Here is a 20536-nt window from a genome sequence, read left to right on the forward strand (position 1 = left end):
GGGGGACGATCACTCCTCACTCCGCCCGCGGGCCGGGGACGATCACTCCGCCGGCGGTAGCGCGAAGAGCTCCGTGCTGCGGACGAAGCCGGCCAGCAGCAGCCGGAGGTAGGGCGAGACCCGCTGGCTCTGGTATACCCGCAGCGCCGCCGCCTTGCGGCGGCGCGCCTCGGCGCCGAGGGGAAACTGGGCCCACGTCCAGCCCGCCGGCAGGACCTCTCCGGACGGCGGCAGGAGCGGCTGTCCGGGCAAGGCCCACAGCGGCCGGGGAAAGCCCGGCACGTGGACGACGAAGGTGATCACGGGGGCCGTGCCCCGGTGGCGGACGGCCAGGGCAAAGGCGGCGCGGTGGTCGGGGTGGCGGTCGAGCGGCGCGTGCGTCACCACCAGCGTGGGCCGGACCTCCCGGACCACGCGGGCCACCAGACGGTCGAGCGCGGCCGCGGTGTACGGCGCCTCCGGCTCCAGCACCGCCGGGTAGGCGGCGCGGTCGAGGGCGGTGTAGCGCGACCGGACGGCCGGCGCGTCCGCCGCACCCACCCCATCGGCCACGAGGGCGAGCGCCCGGTCGGGGAAGCCCAGGAAGCGGGCGGCATCGGGCGGCAGGCCCAGCGTCTGGAGAGCGCGCCGCGTCTCGACCTGGCGCTGCGTCCCCACGGCCCGGAAGTCCTGGGGCGTGGGACGGACGCGGCGCCCGCGCACCGCCGCGCTCACCCGGTTGGCGTCTCCCAGCGTGAGGACCAGCACGGTGACCTGTGCCCCGGCACGGTGCGCCTCGTGCAGGAAGCCTCCCGCCCCCAGCACCTCGTCGTCGGGGTGGGCCACGACGGCGAGGATGCGGTCCTGGGGCCCGGCCGGCTCCAGCGTCGGGAAGCGCCCGGCCGCCGCGCGGGGCGGACGGGAGGCCAGCAGCGGTGTGGCCAGGGCCAGGGCGATCAGCACCACGAGCAGCAACGGCGCCATAGGCGGCGACCTCCGGCGCGTGATCCACCGCCGCGGGTCGGGCCGCGGCACGGCCTTGCGGGCCTGGCGCAGCAGGTCGGAGGAAGCCCGCACCTGCAGGCGCAGCCCCTTCATCGTCCCGTACTTGTCGCGCTTGCGCCGGTGCGTCACCCCGCTCATGCGCACCCGCACCATCCGGGCGCCCGCGCGCCGCGCCCACCGGTCGAGCGCGACCTCCAGCCCGAAGCCCGTCCCGCTGAGGACCTCGGGCCGCAGCAGGTGACGGCGCAGGGCGCGCTGGCCGGAGAGCCGGCTGAGCCAGCGGTGGAGGCGGTCCTCCGTGAAGAGCGCCACGGTCATGTCGGCCTGGCCGTGCAGCACCGGGGCGAGCAGGCGGGTGAGGTGGGCGGGGCGCAAGCCGCGGAGGTCGGCGTCCAGCAGCAGGAGGACCTCGCCGCGCGCCTCCCGGGCGGCGCGGGCCACGGCGTTCCCCTTGCCCTGGTTGCGGCGCAGGACGATCACCCGGTCGGCGCCCGCGTCCGCCGCCCGCCGGGCGGTCTCGTCCGTGGAGCCGTCCGACACGACGATCACCTCGTCCACCTCGGGACAGGCCCGCGCCGCGCGGACGACCGCGGAGATCGTCGCGGCCTCGTTGTAGGCCGGGATGATGCACGAGACCCTCATGTGGGAACGGCCGCGCCTTGCCCCCGCGGCACAGGGAGGATTCTCTGCCGCGGCCCCCCCTCCCCCCGTCCCCCGCCTCGCTGCGCTCACCGGTCAGGTCGCCTCGGACCCCGGTTCGCTGCGTCCGAGGCCGCAGGCCGCGGCAGGGTGGGCGGCAGCGGTGGTGGAGGTCGCGCCGGAGCTGTACGTCCGCGAGACGCGGCCCGCGCAGGGGGTATACCGGCTCGCTGCGCAGCCTGGTCCCGCAACGGGTGGGCGGGGTGCTGGTGGCCAGCCGTAGCCTCTCCGCTTCCTACCAGGCGGCGGGGTCGGTGCGCGTGGTGGCCACCACCGTGGCGAGCAGGGCGCCGCCGGACGCGGTCATCGCGCGCGGACGACGACGAACTCCGCCAGCCCCCGCAGGCTCTCCCTGGCCTCCGAGGGCGGCAGGGCCGACAGCGCCTCCCCCGCGGCGGCGGCATAGCGCCGGGCCAGCCCGAGCGCGTAGGGGATGGCCTCGTACCGGTCGAGGATGGCCCGGGCCGCGGCGGCCTGCCCGGACCCCGCGCGACCCTCGCCATCCGCCGAGGCGCGCAGGAGCCGCTCCAGCGCCATGCGGTCCGCCTCCGAGGCGCTCCGGAGCGCGTGGATGACCGGCAGCGTCACGCGCCCGCCCTCGATGTCGGAGCCGATGGGCTTGCCAAGGGCCTCCGGGGCCCCCGCCACGTCCAGCGTGTCGTCGGTGATCTGAAAGGCCATGCCGAAGCGCAGCCCGAACGCGCCCAGGGCGTCGGCCTGCCCGGCCGTCGCGCCGCCGGCCAGGGCCCCGGCGCGGCAGGCCGCGGCCAGCAGCGCCGCTGTCTTCCCCTCGATGATCTCCAGGTAGACCTCCTCGCGAGCGTGCGGCTCGCCGCTGTACTTGAGCTGCTTGATCTCGGCCTGGCTCATGCGCACGGCGGCCTCGGCCACCGCCGGGGCCACGGCGGGGTGGCGCACCCGGCTGATCAGGTCGAAGGCCCGCGCGAAGAGGAGGTCCCCCAGCAGCACGGCGATCTGGTTGCCCCACTGCACGTTCACGCTGGGGTTGCCGCGCCGGCGGTCGGCCTGGTCGATGATGTCGTCGTGGATCAGCGAGGCGATGTGGATGAGCTCGACAGTGGCGGCCACGTAGAGCCGGTCCTGCCCGTGGTCGGCATCGCCCACCGCCCGGGCGGCCAGACAGGCCAGGGCCGGGCGGAGCAGCTTGCCGCGGGTGGCCAGCACGTAGGCCACCAGCTCGCCGATGAACGGGTCCTCTTCCACCAGTTCGGCGCGCAGGAGGTCGTCGAGCCGCTCCAGGTCCGGCCGAACGGGCGCGTAGAGCCGGTCCAGCGCGACCGCCTGGTCGGCGGACGCCGCGTTCTGGTCGGCAGGCACCTCGTGCAGACCCCGGGCTTCGAACGTCTCCACGCCCCCAGTCCTCTGAGATGATGGCAGGGGCCGCGGCAGCGCCGCGGCCCCCATGCTCACGACGGGCTGCCGGCCCTCCGCGACGGCGTCGGCTGCCCCCGGTCCACTGACCGGTCCACCGTCACTGGCCGACGCGCAGGGTCGTCATCATCCCGGCTTCCTCGTGCCCGGGCACCGTGCAGACGACCTTGTAGGTCCCCGCCGGAAGGGTCACGGTCACCGTCTCGCTCTCTCCCGGCGGGATGGCCTCGAGGTCGACGTGGGTCCCCTGGGGGCAGCCCGGCTGCCCTTCCTGAGGCGGACCCTGGCACACCAGGAAGTTGTGCTCGACGGACCCCTTGTTCTCGATGCGGAAGGTCACCGGTCCGGCGGCTGGCACGGTGATCGGAGCGGGGGAGAAGGCGAACTCCTTCTCCTCTACCGTCACCGTCGCCCCGGCCCCGGGCGTGGCCCCCGGCGCCGTCGCCTCGGGGGGAGGGGTGGCCTGACCCGTCGGGGCTCCACCGCGCCGTCCACAGGCCCCCAGGACCAGCACGGCGACCAGCAGCACGACCATGACTCCGACCCTTCGCTCCATGCGCTCCCTCCTCGTCTCGTCCTGATGGACAGCGCCTCGCGCCCGTCCCGTCGTGACGGCGCGCGACGCGCTGACACCGTGCTCGTCTCCAGTATCCCGCATTCCCTGCCGGGCGGTGCCCGCCGCGGCCCCGCACCCGCGCCTGGCCTCCCCCGGCCTCCGAGCCTCCGCGCCAGCCCCTCAGGCTTCGGCGATCAGGCCGAACGACGCCACGAAGAGCAGCAGCAGGAAGAAGGCGATGTAGAAGAGGATGTACAGCACCACCACGCGCAGCGGCAGCCGGCGGACGGTGATCACGGCGTCTCCTCCTCGGCTCGCTCCGACGCCGTGGCGGGGCGGGCGGGCGGCGCGGCCCCGCCCGGACGCGGCCGCACAGCCGGCGCAGCCCCCGCCCCTCCCGGGCGCGCCGCCGGCACGGCCGGGCCCAGCGCCTCCAGCCGGCGCAGGAAGGCCCCCACCGCCTCCAGGAACCCCGTCTGGTCGTGGAGCCCGTGGGCCAGCATGGCCACGCGCGCCGGCTCCACCCGGCGGCGCTGCAGCCGGCGCTCCAGCTGTTCAACCCGGTCCCGCATCAGGTAGTTCCCCTCGCGGTTGAGGCAGTCGCCGTAGGGGCAGCCGGTGACGAAGGCGCCGGCCGCACCCAGGCGCAGCGCCTCCTCCAGCCAGTTCGGCCGGACGAACCCCGAGCAGGGCACGGAGATCACCTGCACCGACGGGAAGGCGCGCAGGCACCCCCGCTCGTCGACGAGCCCGTCCAGCCCGACCGACCAGACGCACACGAAGCCCACCACCACGGGCCCTTGCGCGCCGGTGCGGGGTCGAGCCTCAGCGGTCAGCGTCTCCTGGTCCACCACTCCTCCTCCCGCGGCCGCTCCCCCCGCCGGCGTCAGGCCGTCACCGCCACGGCCTCGGCCATGCGCCGGCGCACGTCGGCCTCCAGGACCTTCGGCAGCTCGAGCGCCTCGAAGGGGCAGGCGCCGATGCAGATCCCACACTCCACGCAGCGCGAGTCGATCACCACCGCCAGCAGCTTGCGGTTGGCCGCCGCCTTGGTCACCCCCGGGTAGGGCGAGGGGACCATGACGATGGCATTGTACGGGCAGTCGTAGTAGCAGAGCTCGCAGCCGGTGCAGTTGCCGTCCACCACCTGGGCCACCCCGGCGTGGCGGACCGGGTCGGTCCGCGGCTCCTCCCCCACGTAGGGGATGACGAAGCCGAGCAGGAAGAGGAGGAGCAGGCCGGCCAGCACCAGCCCCGGCGGGACGAACCCGGCCAGCCAGAACGGGAGGAGGAAGAAGAGGTCGAGGGGGACGGCGGTCGTCCCCTGCCCCGGCAGCGCCGGCTGCCCCGCCGCCGGCGGGATGAGTGCGGAGAGGAGGACGAGGACGCCCAGCAGCGTGAGCACCCAGGTGGCGGGCGGCCAGACCTTGGGGTGGCGCACCCGCACGTAGTGCCACCACAGGAGGATGTAGAGGAACGACGCCGTCCCGACGTGCAGGAAGAGCAGCCGCGGCAGGGTCGCCCGGGTGACGCCCACATCGCCGAGGAGGAGCCGCACCAGCGTCTCCCCCACCAGCGGCACCGCCTGCAGCATCCGCACCAAGAGGACGGTGACGGCCTGGGCCCGGTCGTCCCAGACCAGCTGGTAGCCGTTCACGCCGATGAACCACCCCAGGAGGAGGAGGAACATCCCCGAGATCCAGGGGTTGTCCCGCGCGTACAGGTAGCGCTCCGTGAACCAGTTGCGCAGCAGGTGGAGGAGGGCGGCCAGGATGAAGGCGTCGCCAGCGTAGCGGTGGACGCCGCGCAGGAGGTCGCCGTAGGGGACCTGCTCGGTGATGAAGGCGACGGAGCGGTGCGCCCCCTCCAGGTCGGCCACGTAGTAGAAGAGGAGCAGGATGCCGGAGACGACCAGGACGATCAGGAAGAAGTTCGCCAGCCCCCCCGTGTAGTAGAGCGGGTTGAAGTCGGTCGGGTAGAGGCGGTTGATGGCCACGTCCAGCCGGAGGGTCTGGCGGAGGAACCAGGCCACCAGCCGCCGGTAGGGGGTCGTCCTCATCGCCCCTCCGCCTTCCGCGGCCCGATGAGCCCCGCCTTGCGCATGAGCAGGACGATCAGGCCGTAGCCCATGAGGATGAGGCCGAGGGCGGCGATGCCGAGCCGCTCCACGTCGCGCCACTCGGCCAGGAGGATGAGCCCGGCCAGCCCGACGCTCGCCCCGGCCAGGACCACAATGCCCCTCAGGTAGACCGGTCGGTTCACCGGCCCGAGACCTCCGGCGCTCCGCCCAACCAGGTCAGCAGGCGGTCGAATAGGCCGATGCGGCGGCGCACCCGCCCGGCCCGTGCCTCGGCGGCGTAGAGCGCCACCGCCAGGTAGCCCAGGCTGGCCAGGAAGAGGCCGACCAGCAGGAGGAACGGTCCCGGCGGCAGGGTGGGGTGACCTTCCCAGGCGCCGCGCAGCGCCCCCCACAGCTCCGAGAAGGAGTAGACGGCCACGGCGAAGGCTCCCCAGGTGACGAGGCTCCCCGCCAGGCGGCCCAGGCGGGCCGCGCCCCCGGCCGGCGCGCGACGCAGGCGCATCAGGCGGGCTCCCCCGACTGTCCGGCCAGGACCGAGGGCGCGGGTGCCGGGCGCTCAGGCGCCCGCGTCGTGGGGCGGGCGGCCGGCGGGACGGCGGCGGCCCGCAGCTGCCGGCGCCGTCGCAGCAGGTGCCAGAGGAAGCCCAGCCCCATGACGATGGCGGTGGTGAGCAGCACGAGCGGCGGCTCGCGCTCGATGACGGCGATGTTCCACAGGATCAGCGTCGTGAAGGCCAGGAAGAGGAAGAGCGCCCAGATCCCCAGGACCAGGAAGAAGGGCCGGTCCAGCGGGTGGCGCGAGCGGCTGCGGTCGAGGAAGGGCACGAGCATGCCGATACCGATGAGCAGCCCCGGCCCCAGCCCCGCCCACAGCGGCGGAGTGTACTTCACGTACTGGTAGAGCGCCAGGAAGTACCAGTCCGAGAGGATCGGCAGCGGCGTGCGGTTCGGGTCGGCGCGCCGCCCCAGCTCGGCGGGCAGGACGTCCGGGTGGCTGATGAAGACCAGCATGGCCAGGAAGAGCGCCATGGGGAAGAGCGACATGTTCAGCCGCTTCCGCCGGGTGCGGTAGAAGTAGAACTCGATGAGCACCAGCAGGACCAGCGAGATGCCGAAGTGGAGGGCGTAGAAGCGCGTGATGGTAGCCTGCCCGATGGCCGACCCGCCGAGGAAGACGTAGGCGATCATCGAGCCGAAGTTCAGGTTGTAGCCCAGCCACCGGGAGAGCGGGGCCGTGAGCTCGTCCAGGTAGACCGGCACGGTGAGGATGGTCTTGGCGGCCCAGAAGGAGCGCTGGTTCCAGATGAGGAGGTAGCCGGTGACGCCGGAGATCATCATGAGCACGAGCCCCAGGAAGAAGAGCATCCACCCCAGCTCCCCCGGGCGCTTGTACTCCCCGGCGAAGTACATGCGGTAGATGCGCAGGATGATCCCGAGGAAGATCCCGTCGGCGGCGTACTTGTGGACGCCGCGCACCAGCCACCCCAGCGGGATCTCCTCCTGAATCCGCCGCACCGAGTCGTAGGCCCCGGTGGTGGTGGGCTCGTACCAGAGCATCAGGATGACCCCGCTGATGACGGTGACGAGCCAGAAGAAGTAGATCATCGGGCCCAGCAGGTAGAGGGGGTTGCCCTGCTGGGCGGTGCGGGTCTCGTCGAAGAGGTCCAGGTGCTCCTTGCGCTCGCGGAGCCAGTCGGCGACCAGGCCCATCTCAGGCAATGCCCCCCGGCTCCACGTCCGTCACGACGATCTGGTGGCCCCGGATCTCGTAGAGGAAGGTACGCGGCGGCCGCGGGGCCGGCCCGGAGAGCACACGCCCGGGCTGCTGCGGGTCCGCGGGGTCGTAGATGGAGAGGTGGCACGGGCAAGCCATCAGCGCGTGACGGCGCGGCGGGGGCGGCACGTAGCCGCCGTACCCGGCGGTGACCTCCTGCCAGTTCGGCACGTAGTTGTAGATGCACCCGAGGTGCGGGCAGATGCGCGAGAAGACGATGATGTCGCTCTCCTGCAGCTGCGGGGTCTTGCCGATGGTCCGGGCCCAGTCCCAGGGCAGCCGGATCTTGTAGGGGAGCCGGATGACCACGGCGGGGACGTTGGCCGCCCGCAGCCCCTCCGGGGTGTACTGCGGGTAGCGCTGGGTGAAGACGAAGTACTTGAAGTCCCACGGCCGGGCCACCTCGTCCAGGGTGGCGGCCACGGTCACCTCCCCCACCGGGACGTCGTGGACCGTGGGCTCGTAGAGCACTTCAAAGGGGCGCGTGTTGGGCTTGAGCAGGCGCAGCAGCGGCGAGAGGAAGGCCGCCGCCGCGGCCACGATGGGCACGGCGGTCACCAGGCGCAAGAAGCCGCGGCGTGCGAGCCGCTCCGGACGCTCCACCATCGCTCCCCGATGCAGTGTAGCGATGCCGCTACGGGTGAATCAAGGCGCGCCCGCGGCTGGCGGGGCGTAGCGGTAGACGAAGGTCCACAGGTAGTCGACCAGGGCCCAGAGCTCGTCCTCGCGCAGGAGGCGCTTGTAGGCCGGCACCTGCGGCCGGCCGGGGATCCGGACGAAGGGGTGACGGTCGGTGATGCCGGCGAAGAGCTCGGTGGGCTTGCGCTTCACCATGAAGTCCCGGTCGGTGAAGATCCCGGGACCGCGCCCCAGCATCCACCCCCACCGGGTGCGGGCCATCAGCCCGCTGAGCCGCCCGCCCCGCCCGTCGCCGTTGGGGCCGTGGCACCCCGCGCACGTCACCGGGCCGCGCCCCGCCCCGGCCACCTCCAGGTCGAAGGGGCGTGCCTGGTAGAGGGCCTGGCCGCGGGCGATCTGCTGGGGCGAGGTGGCGAAGGTCCACTCGTAGAAGACCACGTGCCACCGGTCGGCGTCCGGGAGGAAGCGCTTCGTCCCGTCCCGGCGGTCGGGCAACCCGTCGTTGGCGCCGTAGGCCGGATCGGGGCCGAAGGCGGGCATCGCCGTGTGCGGCCGCCCCAGGGTGACGGTCTCGTACATCGCGGCCGGGCTGTTCAGCCGCATCTGCACGAGGTTGGTGAAGTTGGCCGGGCGCGAGGGGAGGTCCTCGCCGCGCACCCGGATCCCCAGCAGGCGCATCGTGTCGGTGAAGGGGTTCTTCCGCGGGGCCCGCAGTCCCCGCGCCGCTGGCCCGTCTCCCCGTCCGGCCGTCCCGTGGCAGAAGGCGCAGTTGCGCTCGAAGACCACCCGCCCCGCCTCCGCCGAGGGGACGACAGGGACGATGGGGTGCGCCTCCAGCGGGACCTCCGGGAGCGGCGGGGTCTGGAGGCGCACCGTGGGCTGGCAGGCGGCGAGGAGCAGGACCGCGGCCAGGGTCACGGCGGCCCGCCCGCACGAGCCCCACCTGGGGGCGCGCCCGGTCCGGCCCGGTCCCCTCGCCGGCGCCGGGCCGCTCACCGCTGCCCGGCTGCTCACCGGCACCGGGCCGCTCACCGGCGCAGCGCCTCCAGCACCTCGTCGCTGTGGCCCTGCGGCCGCACGCGCTCGAACACCCGGCTGATCCTCCCCTCCTCGTCGATGACGAAGGTGGTCCGCTCGATCCCCCAGAAGGTCCGGCCGTACTGGTGCTTCTCCTTCCACACCCCGTACGCCTCCGCCACCCGGTGATCGGGATCGGCGAGCAGCAGGAAGGGGAGCCCGTACTTGCGGGCGAAGCGCGCGTGGGAGGCGACGTCGTCGGGGCTGATGCCGATCACCACCGCCCCGGCCTCCACGTAGCGGTCGTAGGCGTCGCGGAAGCCGCACGCCTCGACGGTGCAGCCCGGGGTGTCGTCCTTGGGGTAGAAGTACAGAACGACGGTACGCCCGCGGAAGTCGCGCAACCGCACCGGACGCCCCTCCGCGTCCGGCAGCGTGAAGTCGGGAGCCTCCATGCCCACGCTCAGCGCGGCCATCGCCTTGCTCACCTCCTCACCCTCGCCCTGACTCCGCTCGACCCGATTCACGGCTCTCGCCCGCCCGGCCCACGTTCGCTGCTCTCGACCATCCGGTCCACCAGGGCGTCGACCTCCTCCACCGGGAAGAGGAAGAACGGGTAGCCGCGGTAGGTCACCGCGTCCTGGGCCCCCGGCGCCTCGAGCCGGGCCAGCGCCGCCTCCAGCACCGCCGCGTGCGCCCGCGTCCCCTCGGCCAGCTGCGCGTTGATCCGCCGGATCGCCTGCGTGGCCGCCCGCCGTTCCCGTCGGGTAAGCGGGGACTCGCGCAGCCGGGCGATCAGCCGCCACTTCTCCTCGATGAGGGCCCGCTGCGCCGGGGTGGGGGCGGCCAGGAGGCGCTCCGGGTTGTGCCGCGCGTCCTGGAGGGCCCGCTGCACCGCCTGCCGCGCCGCCGCCGGATCCGTCGCCCCTCGAAGCGGCAGGTGCAGGGTGGCGCTCGCCACCGCGTAGGTCGGGGGCGCCACCGCGAAGTACGCCTGCACCACCGCGTCCGTCACCCGATCGTAGCGCCCCCCGCTCACCCCGTGCACGAAGAGGTCGGCCAGGCAGAGCCGGACGAAGGCGGTGAGGGTGAGCGCCCGGGGGCGGACGGGCAGCGCGTCGAACTCCGGCGCGTGCGGCCCGGACGGGATGGGCACCAGCGCTTCACCGTCCGGCCCCCACCGGCGCCGGGCCAGGTCGGCCACGAGACGGGCCCGGCGGCCCTCCACCAGACACCAGAAGGGCAGCTCCACCCGGTCGCCCGCCACCTCCAGGTTTGAGAAGGGCTGCGCAGTGGTGCGGATGCGGTGGCGGGCCCGGTAGGCCTCCAGGTGGCGGTTGTGAATCTCGGCGAAGCGGCGGGCGTCCCGGGCCACGGCCAGGACGAACCGCCTGAAGGCGGCGGTGCCGGCCAGCAGTGAGACCGGCAGGTCCAGCAATCGGCGCGGTCCCTCGTAGCGCCGGCGCAGCACGGTGAGGAAGGCCGCCAGGGAGTCCGCCTGCGGCCGGCCCAGCGCCGTGAAGGCGGCCCAGCGGCGGTGCAGCTCGGGGTCGGGGAGGGTAGCCAGGTGGCGACCGACCCGCTCCAGGAAGCCGGCCCACTCCGCCTCGTCCGGTGGGGGTTGCCCCTCGTAGGGCCGGTCCGGGCTGCCGTGCCGGAGGACCTCGCGGCGCCGCTCCACCAGGCGGGGCAGGCCGGGTGCGGTCTCGACGGCGAGCGCCGGGACCTCCACGGCGAGGTCGTCCATGGCGTCGCTGTCCACGACGACCACCAGCCCGGGGGCGCCGGGTCGGGCCAGGCGATCGAGGAGGAGGTACTTCACCCAGATCCCCGGGTGGGGGAAGACCGGCTGGTGGCCGGTGACGAAGAGGAGGTCCGGTGCCTCCGCGTCGGTCCCCCCGGGGACGGCGAGGCCGAGCGCGGCCGTGTACCGCCGCGCCAGCAGGAGGGCCTCCGTGCGGGCCTCGCGGCGGAGCGGGCCCAGGTCCAGGTCCAGCGGCGCCAGCCGGGCGGCGTCCAGGCGCGCGGCGTTGGCCCGCGCCACCGCCCGGAGGTCCCCGGACGGCCGGAGGAGCACCTCGCCGGAGGCGGCGGGAACCTCCAGCTCCTGGTCGGGGACGAGGACCCGGTCGGGCGCGCCGTTCACAGGCGGGACTTGGTGTCCAATCGCGCGCCGAGGACGAAGCCCTCCAGGCTGGACAGCCCCACGGGCTCCCGGGTGACGAAGGGCTCGGCGTAGCGACACCCGATGAGGTGGCCCCAGTAGCGGGCCACCTCGCGCAGCATCTCCAGGATCGGCATGCCGCCCTCCTCGTCGGCGAACTGGGAGGGGTAGGCGGCAACGGCCCGCAGCTTCTGCTCCATCGTGGCGCTGATGTCGAAGAGGAACGTGGGCGTCACGTGCAGGCGGTAGTGGGAGGTGATGAAGTGGACGACCCGGGACGGGTAGGTGGGGTCGCCGCGCATGGTCGTCCGGGTGAGCTTGGCGTAGAAGCGGGCGGCTTCGCCCAGCGCCGCCCCGGCGACGTGGTCGGGGTGGGCGTCCACCCAGTACGGGACGAAGAGCACGTCGGGGCGCACCTCCCGGATGACCTCGGCGACCTGGCGACGGGCCTCCACGGTGTCGGCGACCTCACGGTTGGGCAGCGGCAGGGTGATGCGCCACTCCACCCCCAGCACCCGGGCCGCCTCGGCGGCCTCCACCGCCCGGCGCTCCGGGCTGCCGCGCGGCGTGGGTTCGCCGTTGGTGAGGTCGCAGAGGACCACGCTGTGGCCCTGGCGGACCAGGGCGGCCACCGTCCCGCCCATGCCGATCTCCACGTCGTCGGGGTGGGGCCCGATGGCCAGGATGCGCATCACTCGGCCGAGGCGAGCGCCAGGGAGAGCCCGGCCCGCGCCAGCTCCCGCTCCAGCACCGAGCGGTAGTAGCGCCGCCGCGTCTCGGGATCGTCGAGCCCGCCCCAGAAGCGCCGCGCCGGGTTCTTGTAGACCCGGGCGACCGGCAGCTCCACCACGCGCAGCCTCAGCCGCCAGGCCTGGATCCACACCTGGAGGGGGAGGCCGTAGCCCGGCTCGTCCAGCCGCAGCCGCGCCAGCGCCTCGCCCCGGTAGGCCTTGAACCCGCACCAGGCGTCGGTGAGGGGGTACCCGGTGAGGCGCCGCAGGAGCGCCGTCGTCTCGCGGTTGAGGGCCAGGCGGTCAGGGGGCGGCGGGTCGCCTCGCAGCGCCGGGTCGAGGTAGCGGCTGCCCGAGACGATGTCGGCGTCGGCGAGCGCCGCCAGGAAGGCGGGGATGCGGGCGGGCTCGTGCTGGGCATCGCAGTCGATGGTGACCACCCGGCGGTAGCCGCGCTGGACAGCCCAGGTGAAGCCGTCGATGAGCGCCTGCCCGTACCCCAGGTTGTCCGGGTGGGTCAGCACGCGCACCTGCGGGTCACGGGCGGCGGCCTCGGCCAGGATCGCCGGCGAGCAGTCGGTGGAGCCGTCGTCCACCACCAGGACGTCGGCGGCGGGGACGGCACTGCGCACCTCCGACAGCACCTCCCGCAGGGTGGCCTCTTCGTTGTAGAGCGGGACGACCACGAGCGCGCGGTTCTCCATGCCTCCAGCCAGTATAGCGCACGCGCTCCAGCCCCCGGACCCGCCGTGCTGCCAGTCCCGGAACCCGCCGCGCTGTGGGCGGGCTCGAGCCCGTCGGTGCGGGGCGAGGCGGAGCGGATCCGGGGACCGCACCTGCGTGGCCGGGCTCGCGGCGGGCTTGCATATTTATTCGATATCGTGCATGATGATTCACATCAGCGTGCGACGGGAGGGGCAGCGCATGACGACGAGTCCACCGCTGTGGAAGCTGACGGCCGTGCGCCCACCGGGGGTGCGGCGGGTCGCCCTGGCCTACTCCGGCGGGTTGGACTCCTCGCTGTGCGTCGCCCTCCTGCGCGAGGTCTACCGTGTCGAGGAGGTCGTCCCCATCACCGTGGACGTCGGCCAGGGCGCCGAGGAGCTGGCCGCCGCCGCCCGCAAGGCCGCCGGGCTGGGGATCACCCCGCACGTCGTCGACGCGCGCGAGGCGTTCGCCCGAGACTGGCTGGCCCCGGCCATCCGGGCCAACGCCGACTACCTGGGCTACCCGGTGGCCACGGCCATGACCCGCCAGCTCATCGCCCGCATCGTGGCGGAGCAGGCACTGGCCCTGGGGTGCGACGCGCTGGCCGAGGGGTCCAGCGGCAAGGGCAACGACCAGTACCGCATGCACAACGTCTTCACGCTGTTCGCCCCCGGCCTGCCCGTCCTCGTCCCCGTGCGCGACCTCGACCTGACCCGCACCGAGGAGCAGGCGCTGTGCGCCCACTTCGGGATCCCCGTGGACGAGCCCATCCCCGGCGGGGACGACAAGACCCTGTGGTGCCGCTCCATCGCCAGCGGCGGCCTGGGCCTGGAGACCGAGATCCCGGACGCGGTCTGGCGGTGGTACGTCCCCCCCAGCGCGCCCCGGACCGGCCCGTCACCGTCACCCTGACGTTCGCCCGGGGCGTCCCCGTGGCGCTCGACGGCGAGCCGCTGGCGCTGGCCGACCTGGTGGAGGCGCTCAACGTCCGGGCCGGGCAGTGCGGCGTCGGGCGCATCGACATCCTGGAGGACGGCATCATGGGCCTCAAGTCGCGGGAGGTCTACGAGGCGCCGGCGGCGACCGTCATCCTGCGGGCCCACCGGGACCTGGAGCAGCTCACCCTGACCAAGGAGGAGGTGCAGTTCAAGCGCGGGGTGGACCAGGCCTGGGCGGCGCTGGTCTACCACGGGGACTGGTTCCACCCGCTGCGCGAGGACCTGGACGCCTTCATCGCCCGCTCCCAGGAGGTCGTGGAGGGGATGGTGACGCTGCGGCTGTATAAGGGCAGCGTGGAGATCACGGGGCGCACCTCCCCCCAGGCGCTCTTTGCCCCCCAGCTGCGCTCGATCGCCTCGGGCGGCTTCGACCAGCGCCTGTGCGGCCCGGCGGCGCAGATCCGCGGCCTGCCCTACCAGGTGCTGGCCCTGCGCCGGGCCCGAACGCCAGGGTGAGGTCCCGGTGACCGGCGCCGACGGCGCCCCGGCGCCGTCAACGACGACGGCGGGAGGCCGGGGGGACCGCGACGGCCCGAGGAGGCGGTGGCGTGAGCAAGCTCTGGGAGAAGGGCTACCGGCTGCACGAGGCGATCGAGCGCTTCGAGGTGGGGGACGACGTCTGGCTGGACCAGCGCCTGGCCTGGGCCGACCTGCTGGGCTCCATCGCCCACGCCCGCATGCTCGGCCGCATCGGCATCCTCACCGCCGAGGAGGTGGCGCGCCTGGAGGCGGCGCTGCGTGAGCTGCTGGCCGAGGCGCGCCAGGGACGCCTCACCCTGACGGTGCAGGACGAGGACATCCACACGAAGGTGGAAGGGCTGCTGGTGGAGCGCCTGGGCGACCTGGGCAAGAAGCTCCACACCGGGCGCTCCCGCAACGACCAAGTGCTGGTCGACCTGCGGCTGTACACCAAGCGGGCGCTCCTCGACCTGCAGGAGGCGGTCCTGGCCTGCGCCGAGGCGCTCCTCGACTTCGCCGCCCGCCACCGCGACCTGCCCATGCCCGGCTACACCCACCTGCAGCGGGCCATGCTCTCCTCGGTGGGGCTGTGGGCCGGCGCCTTCGTCGAGGCCCTGCTGGACGACCTGACGCTGTGCGAGACCGCCTACCGGCTGAACGACCAGTCCCCGCTCGGCTCGGCGGCCGGCTACGGGGTCCCCCTCCCTCTCGACCGCGCCTACACGGCGCAGTTGCTGGGCTTCGCCCGGGTGCAGCCCAACGTCCTCTACGTGCAGAACAGCCGGGGGAAGTTCGAGCTGGCGGCGCTGCAGGCCGCGGCCCAGGTGGCCGTGGACCTGGCGAAGCTGGCCGAGGACCTGCTGCTCTTCACCACCAGCGAGTTCGGCTTCTTCCGCGTGGCCGAGGAGCTGGCCACGGGCTCCTCGATCATGCCCCAGAAGCGCAACCTGGACGCCGTGGAGCTGGTGCGGGCGCGCTGCCGCTGGGTGATCGGCCTGCAGGCGCAGGTGGGGACCATCGTCGCCGGCTGCCCCTCGGGCTACAACGGCGACCTGCAGGAGACGAAGCGCCCGCTCATGGAGGGGCTCGACACCGTGACGGCCTGCCTGCGCGTCATGGCCCTCACGGTGGCCCACACCACCCCCGACCCGGAGCGGCTGGCCGCCGCCTGCACGCCGGAGCTCTTCGCCACGGACGCAGCGCTGCAGCTCGTCGCCGCGGGGGTCCCCTTCCGGGACGCCTACCGCCAGGTGGCCACAGGCGTCGTACCGGTGGAGCGGCCCGCCGACCTGGCCGCGGCCCTGGCCCGGCGCTCCTCCGAGGGGGCCCCGGGCAACCTGGGCCTGGAGGGCGCCCGGGCCCGATGGCAGGCGGAGCGGGCGCGGGTCGGGGAGGAGCGGGAGCGCTTCGAGGGCGCGCTGGCCGCCCTGGCCTGAGCCCGGCCGCCGCTGCCCCGGGGAGGGCAACCACGGCCTCCCCCGCAGCCGACGAGGATCCCACCGTCCCCCTGCAATAGAACGGGCCCGTCGGTGCGTCTCTTAGTAGGGACGCGATGAGGGTGGAACCGGTGAGTCGGCCTGCTGCCGTCGAGCGCGACTTCGAAGCGTTCGTCCTCCCCCATCTCGGCTACCTGTACGGCCTGGCGGTCAGGCTGCTCGGCCAGCGCGAGGGGGCCGAGGACCTCGTCCAGGACGCGCTGCTGCGGGCCTTCCGCGGCTTCCCCCGGCTGCGTCACCACGAGCGGGGCCGGCTGTGGCTCACCCGCATCACCACCCGGGCCTACTACGACCGGTTGCACTTGGACTTCCTCGACCTCTTCGACAGCGAGAAGGTCATCGCCGTGCTGGCCGCGCTCCCGCCCGGGTACCGCACCGCCCTGATCCTGGCGTACGTGTACGGCTTCAAGGCCCGCGAGGTGGCCGAGAGCATGCGCGTCCCCCTGGGCACCGTGCTGTCCATGCTCTCGAGGGGCCGCCGGCGGCTGGAACGCGAGCTCTGGCAGTTCGCCACCACCAACGGACTGCTGCACCGGGAGGCTCGGGGATGATCACGCACCGGGACGGTCGGACATGATCACGTGTCGCGAAGCGGTGGCCCGCCTGTGGGCGTACCTAGACCGCCATCTCGGGCGGGTGGAGGAGGCGGAGCTGGAGGAGCACCTGGGGCTGTGCCTCCACTGCTGCGGCGAGCTGCGCTTCGCCCAACACCTGCGCGAGCGTCTGCGTGCCTCCGGAGACTCGGCGGTGGACGAGGCGACGCGCCAGCGGCTGGAAGCCTTCGTCAGGGGCATCGGGGAGGTTGAGTAGATGGCGGATCCGCACCGTCACCTCGGCGCAGTGGAGTCGGGCGACCTGCTGGGCCAGGACGCCATCAAGGCGTCGGTCCGTGCCGCCTACCGGGAGATCATCGGCCAGGAGACGGGAGCGGCCGCCGCCCTCTACGATCCGGAGCAGCTGGCGGCGCTCCCCGCCGGCGCCGTCGCCCAGGCGCTGGGGGTCGGCAACCCGATCCGCCACGCCGACCTCCGGCCGGGCGAGGTGGTGGTGGACCTGGGCTGTGGCGGGGGGATCGACACGATCCTGGCGGCCCGGGCTGTGGGGCCCCAGGGGCGGGCCATCGGGCTCGACATCCTCCCGGAGATGCTCGAGGCGGCGGCGCGCCACGCCCAGGCGGCGGGCGCGACGAACGTGGAGTGGGTCCAGGGGGAGCTCGAGGCCATCCCCCTGCCCGACGGCGTGGCGGATGTGGCCATCGCCAACGGCACCGTGAACCTCTCGCCGCGCAAGTCGCGGGTCTTCGCCGAGGTCTTCCGGATCCTGCGCCCGGGCGGGCGCTTCGTGGCCGCCGACATCGTGGTGGACGAGGACCTGCCGCCGGAGATCCGGACTCACCCGGCCGCCTGGGCGGGGTGAATCTCGGGAGCGCTGGCGGAGGGGACCTTCGCCGCCAAACTGCGCAAGGCCGGCTTCGAGGCGGTCGAGCGGGTGGAGGAGCGGCCCTTCGGGCCGGAGCAGTGGGGCGCCTACCCGCTGCTCACTCCGGACCTGCTAGACCTGGTGCGACGGCTCATCCCGCCGGAGCGACAGGCGACGGTGACCCGCTCGGTGACCTTCCGGGCGCGGAAGCCCGCCGCTCCCTGACCGCCACCATCATCACCGGGAGGTGAGGGAGACATGGGATACGCCATCGAGGGCAAGTTGCTGGAAGCCTGCTCGTGCGCAGCCATCTGCCCCTGCTGGGTCGGCCGCGACCCCGACGGGGGCCAGTGCGACGGGCTCATCGCCTACCACTACGACCGGGGGGAGATCGACGGGGTGGACGTCTCCGGCCTCACCCTGGCCCTGGCGGTCCACATCCCCGGCAACGTCCTCCAGGGCGGGTGGAAGGTCGTGGCCTACGTCGACCGGCGGGCCACGCCGCGGCAGAAGGAGGCGATCCTGGCAGCCCACACCGGCCGGCTCGGTGGGCCGCTGGCCGACCTGGCGCCGCTCATCGGCGAGGTGCTGGGCGTGCAGGACGTGCCCATCGACTTCCACATGGCCGAGGGCCGGGGGACGGTCCGCGTGGGCGACGAGATCAGCGGGGAGATGGAGCCCCTGACCGACCTGCAGGGGCGGCCGACGACGCTGGTGGACAGCGTCTTCAGCACGATCCCGGGCTCGCCGGCGTTTGTGGGCACGGCGCCCTCGCTGCGGGCGACGATCCCCGCCCACGGGATCGCCTGGGCCTTCGAAGGCCGGAACGCCGTCCTGGGCTCGTTCCGCTTCGCCGCCTGAGGCGCCCGTGCGCACCGGGCCGCTGGGCGACGGGTCCGCACCGTCTATGATCGACGCGCTGCGCACGTCCGACGACCGCCGCTGGTACACTCTGGCGGTAGCCGCGGTGGTCCTCTTCGCCTGGCTGACCCTGGCGGCCTGGGGGCGGTCCCCCTACGCGGTCTTCCTGGGCCACGGCGACGCCGGGGAGGTGTTCCCTCCGCCAGCGGGATCCTCCCCGGCGCTCCGCCTCGGCCTCTTCGTCGGCGGGTGGGTGCTCATGACGGTGGCGATGATGCTCCCCGCCAGCCTGCCGCTCCTCACCCTCTTCCGGCGGATGGTGCACCACCGCCGCCGTCGCGGGGGGCTGCTCGTCGCCCTGAGTGCGGGGTACCTAGGCGTGTGGGGCCTCTTCGGCCTGGGGGCCTACACCGGCGACCGGGTGGTCCACGTCGTCGTCGACCGCGCGGGCGCCGGGGCGGCGGCGGCCGCGCTGCTCCTCCCCACGGTCCTGCTGGCCGCCGGGCTCTACCAGTTCACCGGCTTGAAGGACCGCTGCCTGCAGGCCTGCCGGTCCCCCTACCTGTTCGTAGCCGAACGGTGGCGCGGCCGGCGGCCCGCGCTCGAGGCCTTCCGGCTGGGGGTGGACCACGGGCTCTTCTGCGTGGGGTGTTGCTGGACGCTGATGCTCCTGATGTTCGCCGTGGGGGTGGGGCACCTGACCTGGATGCTGGTGCTGGGCGCGGTCATGGGCACCGAACGCGCCGCGCCCTGGGGACGGGCCCTCACCCGTCCCGTGGGCGTGCTGCTGGTGCTCTGGGCCCTGGGCCGCCTGGTGCGCGGGGCGTAGTGGCCGGCGCGACGGCTAGAGCAGCTTCACCCCGTTGATGGTCAGCTTGAAGGAGCACCCCAGGAACTCGGCGGCCCGCCGGCACATCACCATGCGCGTGAGGAAGATCTCGAAGTACTCCATCACCGGCGAGCTCTCGGTGTCGATGACCAGTTCGAGGGTGATGGTGCGGCTCTTCTCGTCCACGCGCAGGAAGGAGTGCTCCACCGCGTAGTTCACCCGGTCGTGGATGTCAAAGGTGGTCGGGTCGGGGTTGCGCACCCGGGTGCGGTGGACGTCCGACTTGTCGGAGAGGATGACGGCGGCGCCCACCGCGCTCACCGGCTCGCCGTGCGGTTCCTCGTGGTTGCCGATGGCCCCCATGACCACCGCCCGCTCGTCCGGGGCCATCCCCAGGCGGGCCAGGATCCCACCGGCCAGCACCGCCCCGGTGTGCTCGTGGTTCACCCGACCCACCAGGTTGCCGATGTCGTGCAGGTAGCCGGCCACGGCGGCGAGCTGGGCCTGGCGGTCGTCGTAGCCCAGTCGCTTGAGGATGTTGTAGGCGATGTTGGCCGTCAGGTTGGCGTGGCGGAAGCCGTGCTCCGTGTAGCCGATGGCGCCGGTGTACTCGTTGGCCTTCTCGATGTAGGCGGCCACCTCGGGGTCGCGCTTGACCTCCTCCAGCGAGACCCCCGGCCGCTGCGGCGGCGGGGTGGTCTCGACCAGGGCCCCCGCCGCCTCCTCCGGCGCCGGCGGGGCCGGCGGGACGACCCGCCGGCGGGCCCGCGCCCGCGCCACCCTCACCGCCGCCCCCCGGCGGCGCGCTCCGGCATCGCCGCCACCCGGCCGCGCACGCTCTGGACGGCGGCGCGGTCGGCCCGCACGCGCACGTTGGGGGCCAGCTCCAGCACCAGGACGTCGTCCTTCACCTCGAGGATGGTGGCGTGCAGGCCGCCGATGGTGACGACGCGGTCGCCCGGCCGCAGCGCCGCCAGCATCTCCCGGCGCCGCCGCATCTGCACCATCTGCGGCCGCCAGAAGAGCAGGTACATCAGCACGAAGAAGACGAGCAGCGGGATGAGCCCCGCCAGCTGCTGGCTGGTCATCGACACGACTCCTCTCCGGGCGCCGCAGCGCCGCCGGCGGACGGCGTCCCGACCGCTCCCGACCGCCCGGGCCCCTCGCCGGGCTGCCGACGCGCCCGCTACAATAGCACCGCTACCATAGCACGTCTGCGGGGAGGAGGACGGATGGCCGAGGAACGGGAGCTCTCCCGGGAGGAGAAGATCGCCGCCGCGCGCGCCAAGGTGGAGGCGATCAAGCGGCAGCGGGCGGCTGCGCAGGCCGGGCAGGCCGCGGCGGCGCCCCAGGCCGCGGCGGCGCGGACGCTGGAGGTCCCCGTCTCCTCCGTGAACCCGGGCGGGCGGCCCGTGGACAAGATCGAGGGGCGCACCGTGGTGGCCTACGGCACCGTGAACCAGGCCGTGGACATCGTCGGCGGGCCGGAGGACCAGGAGAACCTGAAGAAGCTCCTCGGCGGGATCAGCGGCTATCCCAACCCGCTGCGCCGCAACGCGATCCAGGTGGACTACCGGTACTACCGCGAGGCCCGACGGCGGCTGGAGGCGGCCGGCTACCGCGTCGAGGAGCGGGACTACCTCGGGCGGCCCCTCAGCGAATGGACGCCCGAGCGGCGCGGCTGGACGCGGGTGGAGTGACGCCCCGGGCACCGGGGCCGCCCACGACCT

At 73.8% G+C, this 20536-nt stretch carries 24 protein-coding genes and 1 pseudogene; 9 read left to right on the forward strand and 16 right to left on the reverse strand.

From position 1 onward, the window contains the following. Positions 1–42: 42 nt before the first annotated feature. The 14 genes from RB146_08310 to RB146_08375 all read right to left on the reverse strand — a co-directional run bounded on the left by RB146_08310 (position 43) and on the right by RB146_08375 (position 12740). Complete coding sequence (locus RB146_08310; GenBank protein MDQ7828985.1) at positions 43–1626, reverse strand: PIG-L family deacetylase; 1584 nt, start codon at positions 1624–1626, stop codon at positions 43–45. A 360-nt stretch (positions 1627–1986) separates the two neighbouring features. Continuing rightward, entirely contained in the window at positions 1987–3054 is a 1068-nt protein-coding gene (locus RB146_08315) for a polyprenyl synthetase family protein (GenBank protein ID MDQ7828986.1), read from the reverse strand. Between the two features lie 121 nt (positions 3055–3175). Then, entirely contained in the window at positions 3176–3631 is a 456-nt protein-coding gene (locus RB146_08320) for a cupredoxin domain-containing protein (protein MDQ7828987.1), read from the reverse strand. Between the two features lie 293 nt (positions 3632–3924). Further along, positions 3925–4482, reverse strand: a complete 558-nt coding sequence (locus tag RB146_08325) for a hydrogenase iron-sulfur subunit (protein ID MDQ7828988.1) — start codon at positions 4480–4482, stop codon at positions 3925–3927. A gap of 35 nt (positions 4483–4517) precedes the next feature. Next, complete coding sequence (locus RB146_08330) at positions 4518–5690, reverse strand: cytochrome b N-terminal domain-containing protein (GenBank protein ID MDQ7828989.1); 1173 nt, start codon at positions 5688–5690, stop codon at positions 4518–4520. Further along, positions 5687–5893, reverse strand: coding sequence for a hypothetical protein (locus tag RB146_08335; protein MDQ7828990.1), 207 nt, complete (start codon positions 5891–5893; stop codon positions 5687–5689). Before RB146_08335 ends, RB146_08330 begins: the two co-directional genes overlap by 4 nt. After that, the gene (locus RB146_08340) at positions 5890–6213 is read right to left on the reverse strand and encodes a hypothetical protein (protein ID MDQ7828991.1); all 324 of its coding nucleotides are present in this window, start codon (positions 6211–6213) and stop codon (positions 5890–5892) included. Before RB146_08340 ends, RB146_08335 begins: the two co-directional genes overlap by 4 nt. Then, positions 6213–7421 carry a cytochrome b N-terminal domain-containing protein gene (locus RB146_08345; GenBank protein MDQ7828992.1) on the reverse strand — a complete coding sequence of 403 codons (1209 nt, stop codon included), beginning with the start codon at positions 7419–7421 and terminating at the stop codon, positions 6213–6215. Before RB146_08345 ends, RB146_08340 begins: the two co-directional genes overlap by 1 nt. A gap of 1 nt (position 7422) precedes the next feature. After that, a complete protein-coding gene (locus RB146_08350) occupies positions 7423–8091 on the reverse strand; it encodes a Rieske 2Fe-2S domain-containing protein (GenBank protein MDQ7828993.1) in 669 nt (222 codons plus the stop codon). A gap of 39 nt (positions 8092–8130) precedes the next feature. Further along, positions 8131–9042, reverse strand: coding sequence for a c-type cytochrome (locus tag RB146_08355; GenBank protein ID MDQ7828994.1), 912 nt, complete (start codon positions 9040–9042; stop codon positions 8131–8133). A gap of 110 nt (positions 9043–9152) precedes the next feature. After that, the gene (gene bcp, locus RB146_08360; protein MDQ7828995.1) at positions 9153–9617 is read right to left on the reverse strand and encodes a thioredoxin-dependent thiol peroxidase; all 465 of its coding nucleotides are present in this window, start codon (positions 9615–9617) and stop codon (positions 9153–9155) included. Between the two features lie 47 nt (positions 9618–9664). Beyond that, positions 9665–11287, reverse strand: a complete 1623-nt coding sequence (locus RB146_08365; protein MDQ7828996.1) for a hypothetical protein — start codon at positions 11285–11287, stop codon at positions 9665–9667. Continuing rightward, positions 11284–11997, reverse strand: coding sequence for a bacillithiol biosynthesis deacetylase BshB1 (gene bshB1, locus RB146_08370; GenBank protein ID MDQ7828997.1), 714 nt, complete (start codon positions 11995–11997; stop codon positions 11284–11286). Before bshB1 ends, RB146_08365 begins: the two co-directional genes overlap by 4 nt. Further along, positions 11997–12740, reverse strand: coding sequence for a glycosyltransferase family 2 protein (locus RB146_08375; GenBank protein MDQ7828998.1), 744 nt, complete (start codon positions 12738–12740; stop codon positions 11997–11999). The genes bshB1 and RB146_08375 overlap by 1 nt, the downstream gene beginning before the upstream one ends. A gap of 220 nt (positions 12741–12960) precedes the next feature. On the opposite strand from RB146_08375, the pseudogene RB146_08380 reads away from it, so the two are divergent. The 8 genes and pseudogenes from RB146_08380 to RB146_08415 all read left to right on the forward strand — a co-directional run bounded on the left by RB146_08380 (position 12961) and on the right by RB146_08415 (position 18806). Next, a pseudogene (locus RB146_08380) lies at positions 12961–14198 on the forward strand (argininosuccinate synthase). A gap of 92 nt (positions 14199–14290) precedes the next feature. After that, complete coding sequence (gene argH / locus RB146_08385) at positions 14291–15637, forward strand: argininosuccinate lyase (GenBank protein MDQ7828999.1); 1347 nt, start codon at positions 14291–14293, stop codon at positions 15635–15637. A 131-nt stretch (positions 15638–15768) separates the two neighbouring features. Beyond that, on the forward strand, positions 15769–16248 hold the full coding sequence (locus tag RB146_08390; GenBank protein MDQ7829000.1) for an RNA polymerase sigma factor: 480 nt from the start codon (positions 15769–15771) through the stop codon (positions 16246–16248). Positions 16249–16270: 22 nt separating this feature from the next. Beyond that, a complete protein-coding gene (locus RB146_08395) occupies positions 16271–16507 on the forward strand; it encodes a zf-HC2 domain-containing protein (protein ID MDQ7829001.1) in 237 nt (78 codons plus the stop codon). Beyond that, positions 16508–17113: a methyltransferase domain-containing protein gene (locus RB146_08400; GenBank protein ID MDQ7829002.1), complete on the forward strand. Its 606-nt coding sequence runs from the start codon at positions 16508–16510 to the stop codon at positions 17111–17113. It begins immediately after the preceding gene. A gap of 72 nt (positions 17114–17185) precedes the next feature. After that, positions 17186–17341: a hypothetical protein gene (locus RB146_08405; GenBank protein ID MDQ7829003.1), complete on the forward strand. Its 156-nt coding sequence runs from the start codon at positions 17186–17188 to the stop codon at positions 17339–17341. A gap of 33 nt (positions 17342–17374) precedes the next feature. Then, positions 17375–17977 (forward strand): DUF1326 domain-containing protein, encoded by a 603-nt coding sequence (locus RB146_08410; GenBank protein MDQ7829004.1) that lies wholly within the window; start codon positions 17375–17377, stop codon positions 17975–17977. Positions 17978–17984: 7 nt separating this feature from the next. Beyond that, positions 17985–18806, forward strand: a complete 822-nt coding sequence (locus tag RB146_08415) for a DUF2182 domain-containing protein (GenBank protein ID MDQ7829005.1) — start codon at positions 17985–17987, stop codon at positions 18804–18806. A gap of 15 nt (positions 18807–18821) precedes the next feature. On the opposite strand, the gene RB146_08420 is transcribed toward RB146_08415, so the two are convergent. Both RB146_08420 and yajC read right to left on the reverse strand, forming a co-directional pair. Beyond that, the gene (locus RB146_08420) at positions 18822–19514 is read right to left on the reverse strand and encodes an HD domain-containing protein (protein MDQ7829006.1); all 693 of its coding nucleotides are present in this window, start codon (positions 19512–19514) and stop codon (positions 18822–18824) included. A 74-nt stretch (positions 19515–19588) separates the two neighbouring features. After that, positions 19589–19894 (reverse strand): preprotein translocase subunit YajC, encoded by a 306-nt coding sequence (gene yajC / locus RB146_08425; protein MDQ7829007.1) that lies wholly within the window; start codon positions 19892–19894, stop codon positions 19589–19591. 144 nt (positions 19895–20038) lie between these two features. Here yajC and RB146_08430 point away from each other — a divergent pair, with 144 nt between their 5' ends. Beyond that, entirely contained in the window at positions 20039–20506 is a 468-nt protein-coding gene (locus RB146_08430) for a hypothetical protein (protein MDQ7829008.1), read from the forward strand. The last annotated feature ends 30 nt before the right edge of the window (positions 20507–20536 follow it).

This window comes from Armatimonadota bacterium, from assembly GCA_031081585.1.
Taxonomy (GTDB): Bacteria; Sysuimicrobiota; Sysuimicrobiia; order Sysuimicrobiales; family Humicultoraceae; genus Geohabitans; species Geohabitans tengchongensis.